This is a genomic window from Streptomyces thermovulgaris (assembly GCF_002155915.1).
In the GTDB taxonomy this organism is placed as follows: Bacteria; Actinomycetota; Actinomycetes; order Streptomycetales; family Streptomycetaceae; genus Streptomyces; species Streptomyces thermovulgaris.
On sequence record NZ_MUME01000212.1, the window covers coordinates 1 to 18762 of the forward strand.

The 18762-nt window shown below is 71.4% G+C and carries 13 protein-coding genes; all 13 read left to right on the plus strand.

Annotated elements, in window-relative coordinates:
- The first annotated feature begins 60 nt into the window (after window positions 1–60).
- Window positions 61–1581, plus strand: coding sequence for a bifunctional tetrahydrofolate synthase/dihydrofolate synthase (folC, locus tag CCN35_RS17565; protein WP_067389838.1), 1521 nt, complete (start codon window positions 61–63; stop codon window positions 1579–1581).
- 6 nt (window positions 1582–1587) lie between these two features.
- Window positions 1588–1962: a DUF4233 domain-containing protein gene (locus tag CCN35_RS17570; protein ID WP_067389841.1), complete on the plus strand. Its 375-nt coding sequence runs from the start codon at window positions 1588–1590 to the stop codon at window positions 1960–1962.
- A 55-nt stretch (window positions 1963–2017) separates the two neighbouring features.
- On the plus strand, window positions 2018–2431 hold the full coding sequence (gene ndk, locus CCN35_RS17575) for a nucleoside-diphosphate kinase (protein WP_067389844.1): 414 nt from the start codon (window positions 2018–2020) through the stop codon (window positions 2429–2431).
- 305 nt (window positions 2432–2736) lie between these two features.
- Window positions 2737–3756, plus strand: coding sequence for a rod shape-determining protein (locus tag CCN35_RS17580; RefSeq protein WP_067389847.1), 1020 nt, complete (start codon window positions 2737–2739; stop codon window positions 3754–3756).
- 162 nt (window positions 3757–3918) lie between these two features.
- Complete coding sequence (mreC, locus tag CCN35_RS17585) at window positions 3919–4872, plus strand: rod shape-determining protein MreC (RefSeq protein WP_067389850.1); 954 nt, start codon at window positions 3919–3921, stop codon at window positions 4870–4872.
- A 14-nt stretch (window positions 4873–4886) separates the two neighbouring features.
- The gene (mreD, locus tag CCN35_RS17590) at window positions 4887–5567 is read left to right on the plus strand and encodes a rod shape-determining protein MreD (RefSeq protein ID WP_067389853.1); all 681 of its coding nucleotides are present in this window, start codon (window positions 4887–4889) and stop codon (window positions 5565–5567) included.
- A 144-nt stretch (window positions 5568–5711) separates the two neighbouring features.
- The gene (mrdA, locus tag CCN35_RS17595) at window positions 5712–7994 is read left to right on the plus strand and encodes a penicillin-binding protein 2 (protein ID WP_067389856.1); all 2283 of its coding nucleotides are present in this window, start codon (window positions 5712–5714) and stop codon (window positions 7992–7994) included.
- The gene (gene rodA / locus CCN35_RS17600) at window positions 7991–9190 is read left to right on the plus strand and encodes a rod shape-determining protein RodA (protein ID WP_067389859.1); all 1200 of its coding nucleotides are present in this window, start codon (window positions 7991–7993) and stop codon (window positions 9188–9190) included. The genes mrdA and rodA overlap by 4 nt, the downstream gene beginning before the upstream one ends.
- Window positions 9191–9477: 287 nt before the next feature.
- Window positions 9478–10995 (plus strand): CYTH and CHAD domain-containing protein, encoded by a 1518-nt coding sequence (locus CCN35_RS17605; protein ID WP_086793445.1) that lies wholly within the window; start codon window positions 9478–9480, stop codon window positions 10993–10995.
- A 260-nt stretch (window positions 10996–11255) separates the two neighbouring features.
- Entirely contained in the window at window positions 11256–13184 is a 1929-nt protein-coding gene (locus tag CCN35_RS17610) for a TIGR03960 family B12-binding radical SAM protein (RefSeq protein ID WP_067389867.1), read from the plus strand.
- Between the two features lie 25 nt (window positions 13185–13209).
- A complete protein-coding gene (locus tag CCN35_RS17615) occupies window positions 13210–14274 on the plus strand; it encodes a hypothetical protein (protein WP_425444303.1) in 1065 nt (354 codons plus the stop codon).
- A gap of 101 nt (window positions 14275–14375) precedes the next feature.
- Window positions 14376–15161 carry a TIGR03936 family radical SAM-associated protein gene (locus tag CCN35_RS17620; RefSeq protein WP_067390231.1) on the plus strand — a complete coding sequence of 262 codons (786 nt, stop codon included), beginning with the start codon at window positions 14376–14378 and terminating at the stop codon, window positions 15159–15161.
- Between the two features lie 272 nt (window positions 15162–15433).
- Window positions 15434–18762, plus strand: a 3329-nt coding sequence (locus tag CCN35_RS17625; RefSeq protein ID WP_086793449.1) for an Rne/Rng family ribonuclease, incomplete at its 3' end; no start/stop codon positions are given.

Here is an 18762-nt window from a genome sequence, read left to right on the forward strand (position 1 = left end):
GGCCCCGGGCCCGGGGGCCTTCGCCCACGTCCGCCGGCGACGCTCCGTACACTGGGCACCGTGAGTGACCTCCCCCCGTACGACGACAACGAGCAGCCCGGCCCCCGCGACTCCTTCGACGAGATCGTCGCGGCCGAGACCAGCCGCGACCCCGATCTCGCGGTGATCGAGGCCGGCAGCCGTACCCTGCGGACCCAGGGCGGGCCGCCGCGGGCGGAGGTACCGGGGCGGCCGGAGGACCCCGAGCTGGACAGGGCGCTGCGTCAGGTCGAGGAAGAGCTGGCGACCCGGTGGGGCGAGACCAAGCTGGAGCCCTCGGTCACCAGGATCTCCGCGCTGATGGACGTCCTGGGCGAGCCGCAGCGCTCGTACCCCTCCCTCCACATCACCGGCACCAACGGCAAGACCTCCACCGCCCGCATGATCGAGGCCCTGCTCGGTGCCTTCGAGCTGCGCACCGGCCGGTACACCTCCCCGCACGTGCAGTCGATCACCGAGCGGATCAGCCTGGACGGCGCGCCGGTCTCCGCCGAGCGGTTCGTCGAGACGTACCACGACATCAAGCCGTACGTGGAGATGGTCGACGCCTCGCAGGAGTACCGGCTGTCCTTCTTCGAGGTGCTGACCGGCATGGCGTACGCCGCCTTCGCCGACGCACCGGTGGACGTGGCCGTCGTCGAGGTGGGCATGGGCGGCAGCTGGGACGCCACCAACGTCATCGACGCGGACGTCGCCGTCGTCACCCCCGTCTCCCTCGACCACACCGACCGGCTCGGCGCCACACCGGGCGAGATCGCCGCCGAGAAGGCCGGCGTCATCAAGCCGGGTGCCACCGTGGTCATGGCTCAGCAGCCGGTGGAGGCCGCCCAGGTGCTGCTGAAGAAGGCTTCGGAGGCCGGTGCGACGGTGGCCCGCGAGGGGCTGGAGTTCGGTGTCCTGGCGCGACAGGTGGCCGTCGGCGGGCAGCTGCTCACCCTGCGCGGCCTGGGCGGCGAGTACTCCGAGGTGTACCTGCCGCTGCACGGCGCCCACCAGGCGCACAACGCCGCCGTGGCGCTCGCCGCCGTGGAGGCGTTCTTCGGCGTCGGTGCCCAGCGCGCCGAGCCGCTGGACGAGGAGACCGTCCGCAAGGCGTTCGCGTCCGTCGCCTCGCCGGGCCGGCTGGAGGTCGTACGGCGCTCGCCGACCGTGGTGCTGGACGCCGCGCACAACCCGGCGGGCGCACAGGCCGCCGCCGAGGCGATCCAGGAGGCGTTCGGCTTCAGCCGGCTGATCGGCGTGGTCGGGGCCAGCGGCGACAAGAACGCACGCGGTCTGCTGGAGGCCTTCGAGCCGATCTTCGCGGAGGTCGTGATCACGCAGAACTCCAGCCACCGCGCGATGAACGCCGACGAGCTGGCCGCGATCGCCGTCGAGGTCTTCGGCGAGGAGCGGGTCCAGGTCGAACCGCGCCTGCCCGACGCGCTGGAGGCCGCGATCACGCTCGCCGAGGAGGAGGGCGAGTTCGCCGGCGGCGGTGTCCTGGTCACCGGTTCCGTCATCACCGTCGGTGAGGCCCGACTGCTCCTCGGGAGGGGCTGACTTCTCGTGCGTACGCTGTGTTCCTCGACCCTGATCGGCGAGTTCTTCATCGTGGGGTTCGCCGGCCTGGTCGCCATGAAGGATCCTGATCTGTCCATGACGGCCGTATGGTCGGTCAGCGGTTCCCTCATGCTGCTGTGCCTGCTGCTGTGCGGCCTGGTGACCCGGCCCGGCGGCGTGGCCCTCGGCTGGGTGCTGCAGGCCGCGCTGATCGTCTCCGGTTTCGTGGTGCCGATGATGTTCTTCCTCGGCGCGGTGTTCGCGGCCCTGTGGTGGGCGTCGGTGCACTACGGCCGGAAGGTCGACGAGGCGAAGGCCAGGTTCGCCGCCCAGGCCGCCGGCTCCGGGGAGGCGAACCCCTCCTCCCCCGACCCCGCGTGAGCACAGCCCTGTAACCTCGTTCCACCGCACCTTTGTGGCAAGAAGGAGCCCCATCGTGACCCAGCGCACCCTTGTCCTGCTCAAGCCCGACGCCGTCCGTCGGGGTCTGACCGGCGAGATCATCAGCCGTATCGAGCGCAAGGCGGGCTGGCGGATCACCGCGCTGGAGCTCCGCACCCTGGACACCGAGACCCTCGAGCAGCACTACAGCGAGCACAAGGGCAAGCCCTTCTACGAGCCGCTGGTGGAGTTCATGTCGTCCGGTCCGGTGGTTGCCATGATCGTCGAGGGCGAGCGGGTCATCGAGGGCGTGCGCACCCTGGCCGGGCCCACCGACCCGATCGCCGCTCCTCCCGGCTCGATCCGCGGCGACTACGGTGTGATCGTCCGGGAGAACCTGATCCACGCCTCCGACTCCGAGGAGTCCGCCGAGCGCGAGATCAAGATCTTCTTCCCGGACCGCGGCTGACCCCTGGCCCCGGCCGCTTCTTCTGACGTTCCATCAGCTCCACCGGCCGCCTGACCTGGGCGGCCGTGCACTACCGGCCGCTCCGCCACGCAAGAGGTGCCGATCGGGGGAACCAGTGCCTCCGATGGGCCGTCTCCACAAGCGAGGCGGTAGGCCATCCGCTGACAATGGCGGAGACCCTCGCGCAGTGTTCGTGCAGGCACGTCTACGATGTAAGCCTTCACGCCACAGCACCCGCCCTCGCCGTACCTGAAAAGCCCTCAAAGCTCCCAGGGAAGGCCAGACGAATCCTGATGGGGAACTCAATGTCGTTCATCGGCCGTGACATGGCTGTCGACCTCGGGACCGCCAACACGCTGGTGTACGTCAGGGGTCGCGGGATCGTACTCAACGAGCCGTCCGTCGTCGCGATCAACACGAACACCGGTGGCATCCTCGCGGTCGGCGCCGAGGCGAAGAAGATGATCGGGCGCACGCCGGGCAACATCGTTGCCGTACGTCCCCTGAAGGACGGCGTCATCGCGGACTTCGAGATCACCGAGCGGATGCTCCGCTACTTCATTCTGAAGATCCACAAGCGGCGGTATCTGGCTCGTCCGCGGGTCGTGGTCTGTGTGCCTTCCGGCATCACCGGTGTCGAGCGCCGTGCCGTCATCGAGGCCTCCACCCAGGCCGGCGCCCGCCAGGTGCACATCATCGAGGAGCCGATGGCCGCGGCCATCGGCTCCGGCCTACCGGTCCACGAGGCCACGGGCAACATGGTGGTGGACATCGGCGGCGGCACCACGGAGGTCGCGGTCATCTCGCTCGGCGGCATCGTCACCGCCCAGTCCATCCGTGTCGCCGGCGACGAGCTGGACAACGCGATCATCCAGCACGTCAAGAAGGAGTACTCCCTTCTGCTGGGCGAGCGGACGGCGGAGCAGATCAAGATCACGATCGGCTCGGCGTACGACCTCGGCACCGACGAGCACACCGAGATCCGTGGCCGGGACCTGGTCTCCGGGCTGCCGAAGACCGTCGTCATCTCGGCCTCCGAGGTGCGCAAGGCGATCGAGGAGCCGGTCAACGCGATCGTCGACGCGGTCAAGACGACACTCGACAAGTGTCCGCCGGAGCTGTCCGGCGACATCATGGACCGGGGAATCGTTCTGACCGGCGGCGGGGCGCTGCTGCGCGGACTGGACGAGCGGCTGCGCCAGGAGACCGGCATGCCGATCCACATCGCCGAGGATCCGCTGGACAGCGTGGCGCTCGGATCGGGCAAGTGCGTCGAGGAGTTCGAGGCGCTCCAGCAGGTCCTCGACGCCCAGCCGCGCAGATGACACAACTTTTCGATTCCGCCGTACGAGCCGATCCCCCTTCGTACGGCGGATCGTTGATATAGAGGCATAAGCTCCCGCAAAAGGGCCCCTTGGGATCGCGCTCAAGGCCAGCGCTTCTCGGGGGCCACCCGGTTCCTATGAGGAAGGGCACGGCCGTCGCACGTGAGGGACACGAAAGAGAGCCGGCTGCTCCTGGTGCTGTTGGTCGCCATCGCGTTCGCGCTGATCACAGTGGACATCCGCGGTGGGGAGGACTCTCCCGTGGACGGCGCCCGGCAGGCCGCCGCCGCCGTCTTCGGCCCGGTCCAAAGCGGCATGTCGGCCGTGGTGAACCCGGTCGGCAACGCGATTTCCGCGGTCCGCGACTCCGGGGAGCGCCATGACCGGCTCGCCGCGCTGGAGAAGGAGAACGCCGCCCTCAAGGCCGAGCTCGGCAGCGACGACCGCAACCGCAGCCGGCTGAACCAGCTGAACAAGATGCTGAAGCTGGCCGGCCGGGGGCAGTACGGCATCAAGGGCGCCCAGGTCATCGCGATAGGAGCCGCTCAGGGCTTCTCCTGGACCGTCACCATCGACGCGGGAGCGAACGACGGCATCAGGCGTGACATGACCGTGCTGAACGCCGACGGCCTGGTCGGCCGTGTCACCACCGTCGGCCCCGACACCGCCACCGTCCTGCTCGCCAACGACCCCGACTTCACCGTCGGCACCCGCATGGAGGGCAGCGACGAACTCGGCTTCGCCTCCGGCCAGGGCGACCGCCCGCTGCGCGTGCAGCTGCTCAACGCCAAGGCGGACGTGAAGAAGGGCGACCGCCTGGTCACCTTCGGCTCGCAGGCCGACCGCCCGTTCGTGCCCGGTGTCCCGGTCGGCGTGGTCTCCCGTGTCGACCCCTCCGGCGGCGACCTGACCCGCACCGTGTACGTCACGCCGTACGTCTCCTTCACCAAGCTCGACATCGTCGGTGTCGTCGTGAGCGCCCCGAAGAAGGACCCGCGCGACGAGGTGCTGCCGCCCAAGCCCAGGCCGACCCCGACGCCCACGGTGACCGTGACGGTCACCCCGTCCGCCGACGCCTCCGCCGATGCCCCCGTCACCGGCCGGCCGCAGCAGTAGGAGCCTGAATTCCCATGCGTCTCAACCGGATCCTGCTCTCCACCGCGCTGGTCGTCGTCGCCCTGATGATCCAGGTGAGCGTCCTGGCCCGGCTGCACCTGCCCGGTGCCGTCCCGGACCTGCTGCTGCTCACCGTCCTGGGCCTGGCCATGGTCTACGGCCATGTCGGCGGCGCCCTCGTCGGCTTCGGCGCCGGACTGCTCGCCGACATCGCCCCGCCCGCCGACCACGCCGTCGGCCGCTACGCCCTGGTGCTGTGCGTCATCGGCTACCTCGCCGGGCTCATCAAACCCGAGACCGGACAGGTCAGAACGGCCACCGGCCCCATGGCCGTGGTGGTCGGCGCCGCCATCGGCTCCACGCTGCTGTACGCCGGTGTCGGCGCCCTCGTCGGCGACACCGCCGCCCGTCATGTCGGCCTGCCCGGCCTGCTGCTCACCGCCGCCGTGTACGACCTGCTGCTCGCCCCCTTCGTCGTCCCCGGCATCATGGCGCTGGCCCGGCGCACGGAGAACGACCCGCTCGCCGAGACCACCTCCACCTCGAAGAAGGCGGCCGACATCTCCTCCGGCTGGATCTCCTCCGGCACCGGACTGCACATCGGCGGCCAGCGCAGCGCGTTCAGCAGCCTGAAGACCAAGGCCCGTGCCCGCACCGCGCGGATCGGCCGCATCAAGGGGGTCAAACGGCTGTGACGGAAAGGACGCTGACGGCCCGCCGGCAGGCCGGTCCGCCCGCTTCGCCGTACCCGACCCGTCCACCCACCGAGAGAGGGAGGCAGCGCCCGTGACCGTCCCCCCGTCTCCCTTCGCCGCTCTTGTGAGGAGTGGGCGTCGCCCATGACCAACATTCCCGCAACCGGCCGGACCCCACGGGTCCAGACCCGGCTCGTCATCATCCAGATCCTCGTCCTCTCCCTGCTCTGCACCCTCGGCGGCCGGCTGTGGTACCTCCAGATCCGCGAGGGCGCCCACTACCAGAAGCAGGCCTCCGGCAACCACGTCCAGCAGGTCGTCCAGCCCGCCGTGCGCGGCGCCATCCTGGACGCGCGCGGGGTGCCGCTCGCCGACAACGAGACCCGGCTGGTGGTCTCCGCCTCCCGCACCGAGCTGCTCAAGCAGAAGGACGACGGCAAGGCGGTCCTCACCAAGCTCGCCGGTGTGCTCGGCATGGACGTCGAGGAGGTCATGCAGAAGGTCCGGCTGTGCGACAGCAAGACCCCGCAGCCCTGCTGGAACGGTTCGCCCTACCAGCCCATCCCCATCACCGACGAGGCCACCCCCAAGCAGGCCCTGCAGATCCGTGAGCGTGCCGAGGACTTCCCCGGCATCACCGCCGAGCCCGTGGCCGTGCGCCGCTACCCCGGCCCCGGCAAGTCCAACGCCGCCCAGGTCCTCGGCTACCTCTCGCCGGTCACCGACGAGGAGATCCAGCGGGCCAAGGACACCGACTCGCCCTATCTGCGCTCCGACATGGTCGGCCGCTCCGGCCTGGAGCGGCAGTACGACCGGGAGCTGCGCGGCAAGGCCGGTGTCACCCGCTACGAGGTCGACAACCTCGGCCGGGTCATCGGCAAGGCCAAGTCCGACCCCGCCCAGCCCGGCTCCACCCTGGTCACCAGCCTCGACGCCCGGGTCCAGCGGATCGCCGAGCACGAGCTGGACAAGGCGATGAAGGCCGCCCGGACCCAGTGGGACAGGAACACCAACAGAAGGTACGAGGCGGACTCCGGCGCCGTCGTCGTGATGGAGGCCAAGACCGGCCGGGTCGTCGCCATGGCGTCCGCACCGGCCTACGACCCGAACGTCTGGGTCGGCGGCATCTCCGCCAAGGACTACCGGGCGCTCACCGGCAAGGACTCCAACTACCCGCTGCTCAACCGGGCCATCCAGGGCCAGTCCGCGCCCGGATCCACCTTCAAGGTGGTCTCCACGGCCGCCGCGGTCGCGGCCGGCTACGACTTCAACGGCAAATACCCCTGCACCAGCTCCTACTCGGTCGGCGGGCAGGTCTTCAACAACTTCGAGGGGGAGAGCTTCGGATCGATCACCCTCGGCCGGGCCCTGGAGGTCTCCTGCGACACCGTCTTCTACTACCTCGCCCACACCGAGTGGAAGAAGGACGGCGGCATCAACCCCAAGAAGAACCCCAAGGACCACTTCTACCGGACCGCCCACCAGTTCGGCCTCGGCAAGAGGACCGGCATCGACCTGCCCGACGAGGTCACCGGCCGCGTCCCCGACCGCCGGTGGAAGGAGGAGTACTGGGAGGCCAACAAGGACGCCTGGTGCAAGACCGGCAAGAAGGACGGCAGTTACGTCGAGAGGATCGCGTACGAGAACTGCCTCGAGGGCAACAAGATGCGCGCCGGTGACGAGATCAACTACTCCATCGGCCAGGGAGACACCCTCGTCACCCCCATCCAGATGGCCGTCATCTACGGGGCCCTCTCCAACGGCGGCACCATGTACACCCCGACCATCGGCAAGGCCATCATCAGCCCCGACGGCAAGCGGGTCACCGAGATCAAGCCCAAGTCCCACGGCAAGCTGCCCATCAGCAAGGCGACCCTCAAGATGATGGACGAGGCCCTGGAGGGCGTGGCCACCCGCGGTACCGCCGCCTGGAAGTTCGCCGGCTGGCCGCAGGACAAGATCCCGATGCACGCCAAGACCGGTACCGCCGAGGTCTACGGCAAGCAGACCACGTCCTGGCTGACCACCTACACCGAGGACTACACGGTCGTCATGACCATCTCCCAGGCCGGTACCGGTTCCGGCGCCTCCGGTGAGGCGGTGCGCAACATCTACAGCGCGCTGTACGGCGTCCAGCCCGACGGCACCATCGACAAGAAGAAGGCGCTGCTGCCCACCCCGCAGAAGGGCCTGCCCAAGATCAAGCCGGACGGCTCGATCAGCGCTCCGAAGATCTCCGCCGACCCCGCCAAGGAGCTGGAGGAGGCGGCCAAGCAGGCCACCCAGCAGCCCACCCAGCCGGGCGCCACGCCGGACACCACGCCGGACGGCGGACAGCCGCCCGCGACCACGACCACACCTCCCACGGGCAACCGCGCCACCCGCAGGCGTGCGCGCCGCGGGGGAAGCCGGAGGATGATCGCATGACCGGCGCGAACAGCTTCTCCGTCTCCGGCTACGGACCCGAGCGGGCCCGCTGGACGCGGCTCTTCGCCCGGGACTCGCCGGCCCGCCGGCTCGACTGGCCGATGCTGCTGTCCGCGCTCGCGCTGTCCCTGATCGGCTCCGCCCTGGTCTACTCGGCCACCCGCAACCGCACCGAGCTCAACCAGGGCGACCCGTACTACTTCCTGGTCCGGCACCTGCTGAACACCGGCATCGGCTTCGCCCTGATGGTCGGCACCATCTGGCTCGGCCACCGCGCCCTGCGCAACGCCGTGCCGGTCCTGTACGGGATCTCGGTGCTCGGGGTGCTGCTGGTGCTCACCCCGCTCGGCGCCACCATCAACGGCAGCCGCAACTGGATCGCCCTGGGCGGCGGCTTCTCCCTGCAGCCCTCGGAGTTCGTGAAGGTCACGATCATCCTGGGCATGGCGATGCTGCTCGCGGCCCGGGTCGACGCCGGCGACAGCGTGTACCCCGACCACCGGACGATCCTGCAGGCGCTGGGCCTGGCCGCCGTGCCGATCGTCATCGTGCTGCTCATGCCCGACCTGGGCACGGCCCTGGTCCTGGTGACCATCGTCCTGGGCGTGCTGCTCGCCTCCGGTGCCTCCAATCGCTGGATCTTCGGGCTGCTCGCGGCCGGCGCCGCCGGCTGCGTCGCCATCTGGCAGCTGAACATCCTGGACGAGTACCAGATCAACCGGTTCGCGGCCTTCGCCAACCCCGACCTCGACCCGGCCGGCGTCGGCTACAACACCAACCAGGCCCGTATCGCCATCGGCTCCGGCGGGCTGACCGGCGCGGGTCTCTTCAAGGGATCGCAGACCACCGGTCAGTTCGTGCCCGAGCAGCAGACCGACTTCATCTTCACGGTCGCGGGCGAGGAACTCGGCTTCGTCGGAGCCGGTCTGATCATCGTTCTGCTCGGGATCATCATGTGGCGCGCCTGCACCATCGCCCGCGAGACACCCGAGCTGTACGGCACGATCGTCGCCGCCGGCATCGTCGCCTGGTTCGCCTTCCAGTGCTTCGAGAACATCGGCATGACCCTCGGCATCATGCCGGTCACCGGTCTGCCCCTGCCGTTCGTGTCCTACGGCGGCTCGGCGATGTTCGCGGTGTGGGTGGCGGTGGGGCTGCTGCAGTCGATCAAGGTGCAGCGGCCGATGTCGGCGTAGCCCCCACGCCCTCCGCGGCCCGCGTCCTTCACGGGTACGGGGGCAACGAGGGGAGGAGGAGCTCCCCGGTGACGACCGTCGACGACCGGCCGAGAGCGCCCCGGGACTTGTCCCCGGGGCGCTCCCCTTCGGGGCGCACCCCGGTGGGCCGCATCCCGGGATCGGAACCCCTCGGACCCTGATCCTGGCCTCCTGGGACCGGGTCCGGGCTCGGGCCCGGCCCGTACGGCCCCTGCCGGGACCTCGGCGGACTGCCGCGCCCGGCCGGACGGTACTAAATTCGGTCCATGACGGACATCAAGCGCGAAATCGAGCGCAAGTACGAGTCCGACGCCGGAGTCCTGCCCGACCTGACCGGTGCCGACGGGGTCGCGGCCGTCCTCGACCGGGGCGTCGCCGAGCTGGACGCCGTCTACTACGACACCGCCGACGAACGTCTCGCCGCCGCCGGAATCACCCTGCGCCGCCGCACCGGCGGCAGCGACGCGGGCTGGCACCTGAAGTTCCCGGTCGCGCCCGGCGTGCGCGACGAGATCCACGCACCCCTGTCCGACACGGTGCCGGCCGCCCTCGCCGCGCTCGTCCGCTCCCGTGTCCGCCGCCAGGAACTGCTGCCCCTGGTCCGCATCCGCACCCGGCGCACCCTCCGCCATCTCGTCGACGCGGACGGCACGCTGCTCGCCGAGGCCGCCGTCGACGAGGTGCGCGCCGAGCGGCCGGCCGGCGGCGGCCGCACCGCCCGGTGGACCGAGATCGAGGTGGAACTGGCCGACGGCGGCGACCCGGCCCTCCTCGACAAGGTGGAGAAACGGCTGCGCAAGGCGGGCGTGCGCCGCTCCCCGTCCTCCTCCAAACTGGCCCGCGCCCTGGCCGCGACCGCCGGGCCGGACCGTCGCCCCGGGCCGCCCGAGGAGCAGACCCCCGTGACGGCCGGCGACCACGTCCTCGCCTGTCTGCGCGCCCAGCGCGACGCCCTCGTCGCACTGGACCCCGCCGTCCGCAGGGGCGTGCCCGACTCCGTGCACCGCATGCGCGTCGCCGCCCGCCGTCTGCGCAGCGTCCTGCGCACCTACCGCGAGGTCCTGGACCGGTCCGCCACCGACCCCCTCCGCGAGGAACTGCGCCGGCTCGGCGGCGAACTCGGCCTCGAGCGCGACCAGGAGGTCCTCGACGAACGCCTCACCGCCGGCCTGGACGCCCTCCCCGACGCCCTGATGACCGGCCCTGTCCGCGACCGCCTGCGCACCTGGTCCCGGACCCGTCGCAGCGCCCTGCGGGGCCGGGCCGTCGCCGCCCTGGACAGCCGGCGCCATCTGGAACTGCTCGACGCCCTGGACGCGCTGCTGGCCGACCCGCCGCTGCGCCCGGCGGCCGCCAAGCGGCCGGCCAAGGTGATGACCAGGGCCGTACGGAAGCAGTGCGCGAAACTCTCCGCCCTGCTGGAGCAGGCCCTCGCCCTGCCGCCCGGCCCCGAGCGCGACCTCGCCCTGCACGAGGCCCGCAAGCAGGCCAAGGCCGTCCGGTACACGGCCGAGGCGGCCGTCCCCGCCCTCGGCACCCCGGCCGCCGGCCTGGTGAGGACCCTCAAGGCCCTCCAGGACCTGCTCGGCCGGCACCAGGACGGCGTCATGGCCCGCCGGGCCCTGCGCGAGCTGGCCGACCAGGCGCACGCGGAGGGGGAGAACGCGTTCACCTACGGGGTGCTTCACGGCCGCGAGGAGCAGCGTGCGGCGGAGTACGAGGCAAAGCTGCCGGGCCTGTGGGAAGCGGCCGTGGCCGGTCATGCGGACAGTCGTCCGGTCTGACGCACGGCTGATCCGGTGCGCGGTTTCCTCGTCGGCCCGGTGGTGTTCCACACTCGAACCCGGAACCCGGAACCCGGAAACCGGAAACCGGAAACCGGCCGCCGGGAGCCCGGAAGTCCCGGAAGCCCCCGGGAATCCCGCGCATCCGCCGGGCTTCGCGCTCCCCGCGGTCGCGGGGAGCGGACGGCGCCGTGCGGAGGGCGGTCCGCGGCGGGTTACGCTTGAGGGTCACCCCGTCAGCTCACGAAGGTAAACCCACGATGTCTGTCGAGTCGGTCTTCCCGCAGCTCGAGCCCCTGCTCCCCCATGTGCAGAAGCCGATCCAGTACGTGGGCGGCGAGCTCAACTCGATCGTCAAGAACTGGGACGACTGCGACGTCCGCTGGGTGCTGATGTACCCGGACGCCTACGAGGTGGGTCTGCCCAACCAGGGCGTGCAGATCCTCTACGAGGTGCTCAACGAGCGCGAGGGCGTCCTCGCCGAGCGCACCTACAGCGTGTGGCCCGACATGGAGGCGCTGATGCGGCAGCACGGCGTCCCGCAGTTCACGGTCGACAGCCACCGCCCGGTACGCGCCTTCGACGTGCTCGGCGTGTCCTTCGCCACGGAGCTGGGGTACACCAACATGCTGGCGGCCCTGGACCTGGCGGGCATCCCGCTGGAGGCACGCGACCGCACGGACGACGACCCGATCGTGATGGCCGGCGGCCACGCGGCCTTCAACCCCGAGCCGATCGCCGACTTCATCGACTGCGCGGTGCTCGGCGACGGCGAGCAGGTGGTGCTGGAGATCACCGAGATCATCCGCGCCTGGAAGGCGGAGGGCCGCCCCGGCGGCCGCGAGGAACTCCTCTTCCGCCTGGCGAAGACGGGCGGGGTCTACGTCCCCGGCTTCTACGACGTCGAATACCTTCCCGACGGCCGTATCGGCCGGGTCGTCCCCAACCGGTCGGGCGTCCCGTGGCGCGTGTCCAAGCACACGGTGATGGACCTGGACGAGTGGCCGTACCCGAAGCAGCCGCTGGTGCCGCTGGCGGAGACCGTCCACGAGCGCATGTCGGTCGAGATCTTCCGCGGCTGCACGCGCGGCTGCCGCTTCTGCCAGGCCGGCATGATCACCCGCCCGGTGCGCGAGCGCTCCATCACGGCCATCGGCGAGATGGTCGACAAGGGTCTGAAGGCGACGGGCTTCGAGGAGGTGGGCCTGCTCTCCCTGTCCTCCGCGGACCACAGCGAGATCGGCGACATCACCAAGGGCCTGGCCGACCGCTACGAGGACGACAAGATCGGCCTCTCGCTGCCCTCCACCCGGGTCGACGCCTTCAACATCGACCTGGCCAACGAACTGACGAGGAACGGCCGCCGCTCGGGCCTGACCTTCGCGCCGGAGGGCGGATCGGAACGCATCCGCAAGGTCATCAACAAGATGGTCTCGGAGGAGGACCTGATCCGCACCGTCGCCACCGCCTACGGCAACGGCTGGCGCCAGGTGAAGCTGTACTTCATGTGCGGTCTGCCCACGGAGACCGACGAGGACGTCCTGCAGATCGCCGACATGGCGGCCCGCGTGATCCAGAAGGGCCGCGAGGTCTCCGGCTCCAAGGACATCCGCTGCACGGTCTCCATCGGCGGCTTCGTGCCCAAGCCCCACACCCCGTTCCAGTGGGCGCCCCAGCTCTCGGCGGAGGAGACGGACGCGCGCCTGGAGAAGCTCCGCGACAAGATCCGCAGCGACAAGAAGTACGGCCGCTCGATCGGCTTCCGCTACCACGACGGCAAGCCGGGCATCGTCGAGGGCCTCCTCTCCCGGGGCGACCGCCGTGTGGGCGCGGTGATCCGCGCGGTCTACGAGGACGGCGGCCGTTTCGACGGCTGGCGCGAGCACTTCTCCTACGACCGCTGGATGGCCTGCGCGGACAAGGAGCTGACCCCCCACGGGGTCGACGTCGACTGGTACACCACCCGTGAGCGCTCCTACGAGGAGGTCCTCCCCTGGGACCACCTCGACTCCGGTCTCGACAAGGACTGGCTCTGGGAGGACTGGCAGGACGCCCTCGACGAGACGGAGGTCGAGGACTGCCGCTGGTCGCCCTGCTTCGACTGCGGGGTGTGCCCGCAGATGGACACCAGCATCCAGATCGGGCCGACCGGCAGGAAGCTGCTGCCGCTGACGGTCAAGAAGTCCTGACCGGCCGGGTGCGACCGGGATCCGGATGACGGGACACCGCGTCGTTCCTGGTGTGGAACTCGAAAAGACGGGGGCAGGGGAACGGCCGGCCGAGGGATGCCTGGTGACGGCGATCCGGCTGCCCGTACGGATCGTCGTGCTGGTGCTGGTCGTCCCGGTGCGCATGGCATGGGACGTGCTCGTCGCAGGCGGGCGGTTCCTGCGGGACACCGTGCTGCGGCCGGTCGGGCGAGGGCTGGTCCGGCTCGGGCGAGCGGTGTTCGTATGGCCATGGGTGGCGCTGTGGCGGCATGTCGCCGTACCCGTCGGCCAGGCGCTTCTGTGGCTCGGGCGTGCACTGGTGGTCGTGCCGCTCGTATGGGTGTACCGGCAGGTGCTGACGCCGGTCGGGCACGCACTCGTACGAGTGGTGCGGACAATCGGGCTCGTGCTCGCCGCCGTGGGGGCCGGGGTGCTCGCCGGAGCGTGCTGGGCTGGGCGGGTTTTGTTCGTCGTTCCCGTGGTGTGGTTGTACACCTGGGTTCTTGTGCCGGTGGGGCGGGGGATTGCCTGGTGTGCCAGGGGGTTGTGGTGGCTGCTCGGGAGGATCGCCGCCGGAATCCGCACGGCCCTGTACTGGACCGGGCGGGTCCTGTTCGTCCTGCCCGCGCTGGCGCTGTGGCAGTGGGTGCTCGTCCCCCTCGGGCGCGCCCTGGCCGTCGTCGGCCGGGAGATCGCCGACGCCCTCGGGCACGCCTGGCGGGTCGCGGGACGGATCTCGCTCGTCGTCGGGAGGTTCCTGGGGACCCTCTTCCGGTGGATCTTCGTGCAGCCCCTGCGCTGGCTGTACCGCACGGTGCTCACTCCGGTCGGGCACGTCGTCCGGGACGCCGTGCTGCGCCCCGCCGCCCGGACCGCACGTCATGCGCTCCGCATCGGCCGGGAGGCCGTCGCCGTCGCCCGTGAGACGGTCCGCCGGACCCGCGCCGATCTGCGCAAGGCGCTCTTCGGGGCACCCCGGCCGCCTGCCCGGAGGGAACCCGTGGCTGCCGAGGCGCGTACTCTAGAAAAAGGAACCGAGCGCGAAACGTCCCCATCGACCCGGGGATGACCGAAGGAGGTCAGCCCCGCGCGCCACGGACCGTCCGCCGTACACGAGGAGAAGTTCCACTGGGCAAGCGACAGCCCGAAGGCCCGCCGCCCGCACCTGTGGTGCAGCGCATCCGACTGCGCTACACCAAGCGCGGCCGCCTCCGGTTCACCAGCCACCGTGACTTCCAGCGCGCCTTCGAGCGTGCGCTGCGCCGTGCCGAGGTGCCGATGGCGTACTCGGCGGGGTTCACGCCGCACCCGAAGGTGTCCTATGCCAATGCCGCACCCACCGGCACGGGCAGTGAGGCGGAATACCTGGAAATCGCGCTCACCGCGCCCCGCGACCCGGAGCGCCTGCGCGTACAGCTCGACGAGTCGCTGCCCACCGGGCTGGACGTCGTCGAGGCGGTCGAGGCCCGCACTCCGGGATTCGCCGAGAGGCTGACCGCTTCCGTGTGGGAGCTGCGACTGGACGGCGTCGACCCGGCCGAGGCCGCTCGCGCGGTCGCGGCGTTCAACGGCGCCGAAACCGTCGAAGTACAGCGTCTGACCAAGAACGGCATGCGCACCTTCGACGCCCGGTCCGCGGTCGTGAACCTGGAGAGCCTACCCGCACAGGGTTCGGCGGCTGATGGGCCGACCGACCGCCCCTGTGCGATACTGCGGCTGGTTGTTCGGCACGTGACGCCTGCCGTACGACCCGACGACGTCCTGTCCGGTCTCCGCGCCGTGGCCGACCTGGCGCCGCCGGTCCCCGCAGCGGTGACCAGGCTGGCGCAGGGGCTGTTCGATGAAGAGACCGGCACGGTGACCGACCCGCTCGCGCCCGACCGCGAGGCAGTGGGGGCCGCCCCGGCCGATGCAGTGGGGGCCGCCGCTCCTGCCGCCGCGAAGGCGCAGGCGTAGGGGCGGCTCCGCGCAGGGATGGATGTCGAAGCGCCGCCCTGGTACTCGGGAGCCACCTGGGTCGGGCAGCGCACCGACCAGAAGACTTTCGCCAGGCCGTGCACGACAAGGCGTACGGAACCGGCGAGACAGGACACAGAGAGCTCCCGTGCGGCGCCCGCGCCCCGGACGGCGGCCATCGCGCACCGCGCGGCCGCGGACGTCAACGGCGTTCGATCGATCGACGCCGGACCAGGCGCGGCGCCCGGGAGCCTGACGGGAGATACGCCCGCATGCTCGAACCGACCGAACCCGTCGAGGGTTCCGAAGAACTGAACACTCCCAGCGACACCCTGCCGCCGCGTCGTCGGCGCCGCCGTGTCGCTTCCCGCCCGGCAGGTCCGCCCGCCGTGTCCAGCGAGACACCGACCGAGATCACGACACCGGCCGTGCCGGTGACCGGGACCGCGGAGGCCACAGAGCCTACAGAAGTCACGGAGGCTGCGGAGCCCGCGGAGGCCGAGGAGACCGCGCAGGAGACGGGAGAGACCGCGCCGGAGGCGGAGGAGTCCGCGCCGGAGCCGGAGGAGACCGCCGCGGTCGCTGCCGCCGATGCCGAGGCGCAGGAGCCGCAGGAGGCACAGAAGACCCAGGAAGAGGCCGAGCCCGCCGCAGCGGAGGCGCCCGCGCCCACACGTCGCGGACGCCGCCGGGTCTCCGTGCCCGCCGGGGCTCCGAGGACCGTCCAGGGCGAAGCCGCCGAGGCCGTGGTTCCGGTGGTGGTCACCACCCGGGCATCGGCCGGGTCCGACAAGACCGCCGACGAGGACCTCCCCGGGTCCGTCGAGGTCGGCGAGGCCGCCGCTCCGCGGCGTCCCCGCCGGCGTGCCACACGCAGTGTGTCCACGCCCGCCCCGGCTCCCGCGCCGGCGACCGTGCCGACCGCGAGCCCGGAGAGCACGGAGAGCACGAGGACCGCGGAGACCACAGAGACCACAAAGCAGCAGGCCGCCGTCGAGGCGCCCGCTGCCGAGACGGCGAAGGAGACGGAGAAGCCGGCTCCGCGTCGTCTGCGTCGGCGTGTCACGCGCCGGGCGTCCGCACCCGCGGCGGCCCCGGCGTCCGCCGAGGCCGCGAGGACCACGGAGAGCGCAAAGACCACGGAGGCCGCGAGGACCGCGGAGTCCGTGGAGCAGCAGGCCGCCGTCGAGGCGCCCGCCGTCGAGACGCCCGCTGCCGAGGCGGCGAAGGAGACGGAGAAGCCGGCTCCGCGTCGTCTGCGTCGGCGTGTCACGCGCCGGGCGTCCGCACCCTCCGTCTCGTCCACGGACGAGACGGAGCCCGAGGCCGGCACCCCGGCCGAGGAGCCCGCGCCGCGGACGCCTGCCGTCGGTGAGCCCGCCTTCCGGCCTCCCGCCGTCGCCGAGGCGCCCGCCGAGCCCGCCTCCTCCGCCGACGAGCCGCAGGCCTCCGCCGAGGAGCCGCAGGCCCCCGTCGAGGAGACCGGCAGGCGACGCGTCCGCCGTCGGGTCGTCCGACGTGCCGCGACCGGGTTCGCCGAGCCCGCCGCCCCGAAGCCGTCGACCCCCGAGACGGAGATCCCGCGCCGGCCCCTTCGGCCCGCCATCGCCGTGTTCCAGCCGCCGGTCTTCACCGAGCCGATGTTCCAGACCCCGGAGCGGGCAGCCGCCGCTGCCGCGGCCGAGGCCGTGGAGGACGACGAGGACTACGCGGAGTACCCGGAGTATCCGGAGGAGCCGGCCGAGCAGGGCGGCTCGCGGCGCCGTCGCCGGGGTTCCGGCCGCGGCGAGGAGCCCGGGGCCCGGGCGGCCGAGGACGCCGACGAGTCCGCCCAGGAGACGGAGGAGCCCGAGACCGCCGCCACGGGCGAGGAGAGCGAGGAGACCGGTTCCCGCCGTCGCCGCCGCCGCGGTGGCCGCCGCCGTCGCCGGGGCGAGTCCGCCGAGGCTGCCGAGTCCGCCGAGTCGACGGAGACCGCCGAGACCGGTGAGGGCGAGGAGCCGGAGGAGAACGACGCGTCCGCCGCCGAGCAGCCCGAGCAGCCCGAGCAGACCGCACAGCCCGAGCAGAGCGCTCAGGACGCGCAGGATGCGCAGAAGGCCGAGGGCACCGCGGAGCAGCCCGCGGAGGGCGGCGAGGAGGCCGGTGCCCCGGAGCAGGCCGAGGGCGGCGAGGCACAGCAGGCCGCCGCCACCGTCACCGGCACGACCGGCTCCAGCAGCAGCCGCCGTCGCCGCCGTCGTCGCCGCCGGGCCGGTGACGCCGCCGTCGACACCGAGCCGGCCGCCGACGACCCCGAGCGCACCGTCGTCAAGATCCGCGAGCCGCGCAAGCCCGCGGAGCCGGTCGACGAGGTGCAGTCCATCAAGGGCTCGACCCGGCTGGAGGCCAAGAAGCAGCGCCGCAGGGAAGGCCGTGAGCAGGGACGCCGACGCGTTCCGATCATCACCGAGGCCGAGTTCCTGGCCCGCCGTGAGGCCGTCGAGCGGGTGATGGTCGTACGGCAGCAGGGCGACCGTACGCAGATCGGCGTCCTCGAGGACGGCGTGCTCGTCGAGCACTACGTCAACAAGGAGCAGTCGACCTCGTACGTCGGCAACGTCTACCTCGGCAAGGTGCAGAACGTCCTGCCCTCGATGGAGGCCGCCTTCATCGACATCGGCAAGGGCCGCAACGCCGTGCTGTACGCCGGCGAGGTCAACTTCGACGCGCTGGGGCTGGCCAACGGCCCGCGCCGGATCGAGACCGCGCTGAAGTCCGGGCAGTCCGTGCTCGTGCAGGTCACCAAGGACCCCATCGGGCACAAGGGCGCCCGCCTGACCAGCCAGGTCTCCCTTCCGGGCCGGTACCTCGTGTACGTCCCCGAGGGCTCGATGACCGGCATCAGCCGCAAGCTGCCCGACACCGAGCGGGCCCGGCTGAAGAGCATCCTCAAGAAGATCGTCCCCGAGAACGCGGGCGTCATCGTGCGCACCGCCGCCGAGGGCGCGAGCGAGGAGGAGCTGCGCCGGGACGTCGAGCGGCTGCAGGCGCAGTGGGAGGAGATCCAGAAGAAGGCCAAGAACGGCGGCGCGCCGACGCTGCTGTACGGAGAGCCGGACATGACCGTCCGGGTCGTGCGCGACATCTTCAACGAGGACTTCTCCAAGGTCGTCGTCAGCGGTGACGAGGCCTGGGAGACCATCCACGGGTATGTCTCGCACGTCGCCCCGGACCTCGCCCCGCGTCTGCAGCGCTGGACGAGCGAGGTCGACGTCTTCGCGACGTACCGGATCGACGAGCAGCTCGCCAAGGCCCTGGACCGCAAGGTCTGGCTGCCCAGCGGCGGTTCGCTGGTGATCGACCGGACCGAGGCGATGGTCGTCATCGACGTCAACACCGGCAAGTTCACCGGCCAGGGCGGCAATCTCGAGGAGACGGTCACCAGGAACAACCTGGAGGCGGCCGAGGAGATCGTGCGCCAGCTGCGGCTGCGCGACCTCGGCGGCATCATCGTGATCGACTTCATCGACATGGTCCTGGAGTCCAACCGCGACCTGGTGCTTCGTGCGGTCCCGGCCCAGGCACTCCAGCAGACGGCGCAGCACCAGGTCGCGGTTGG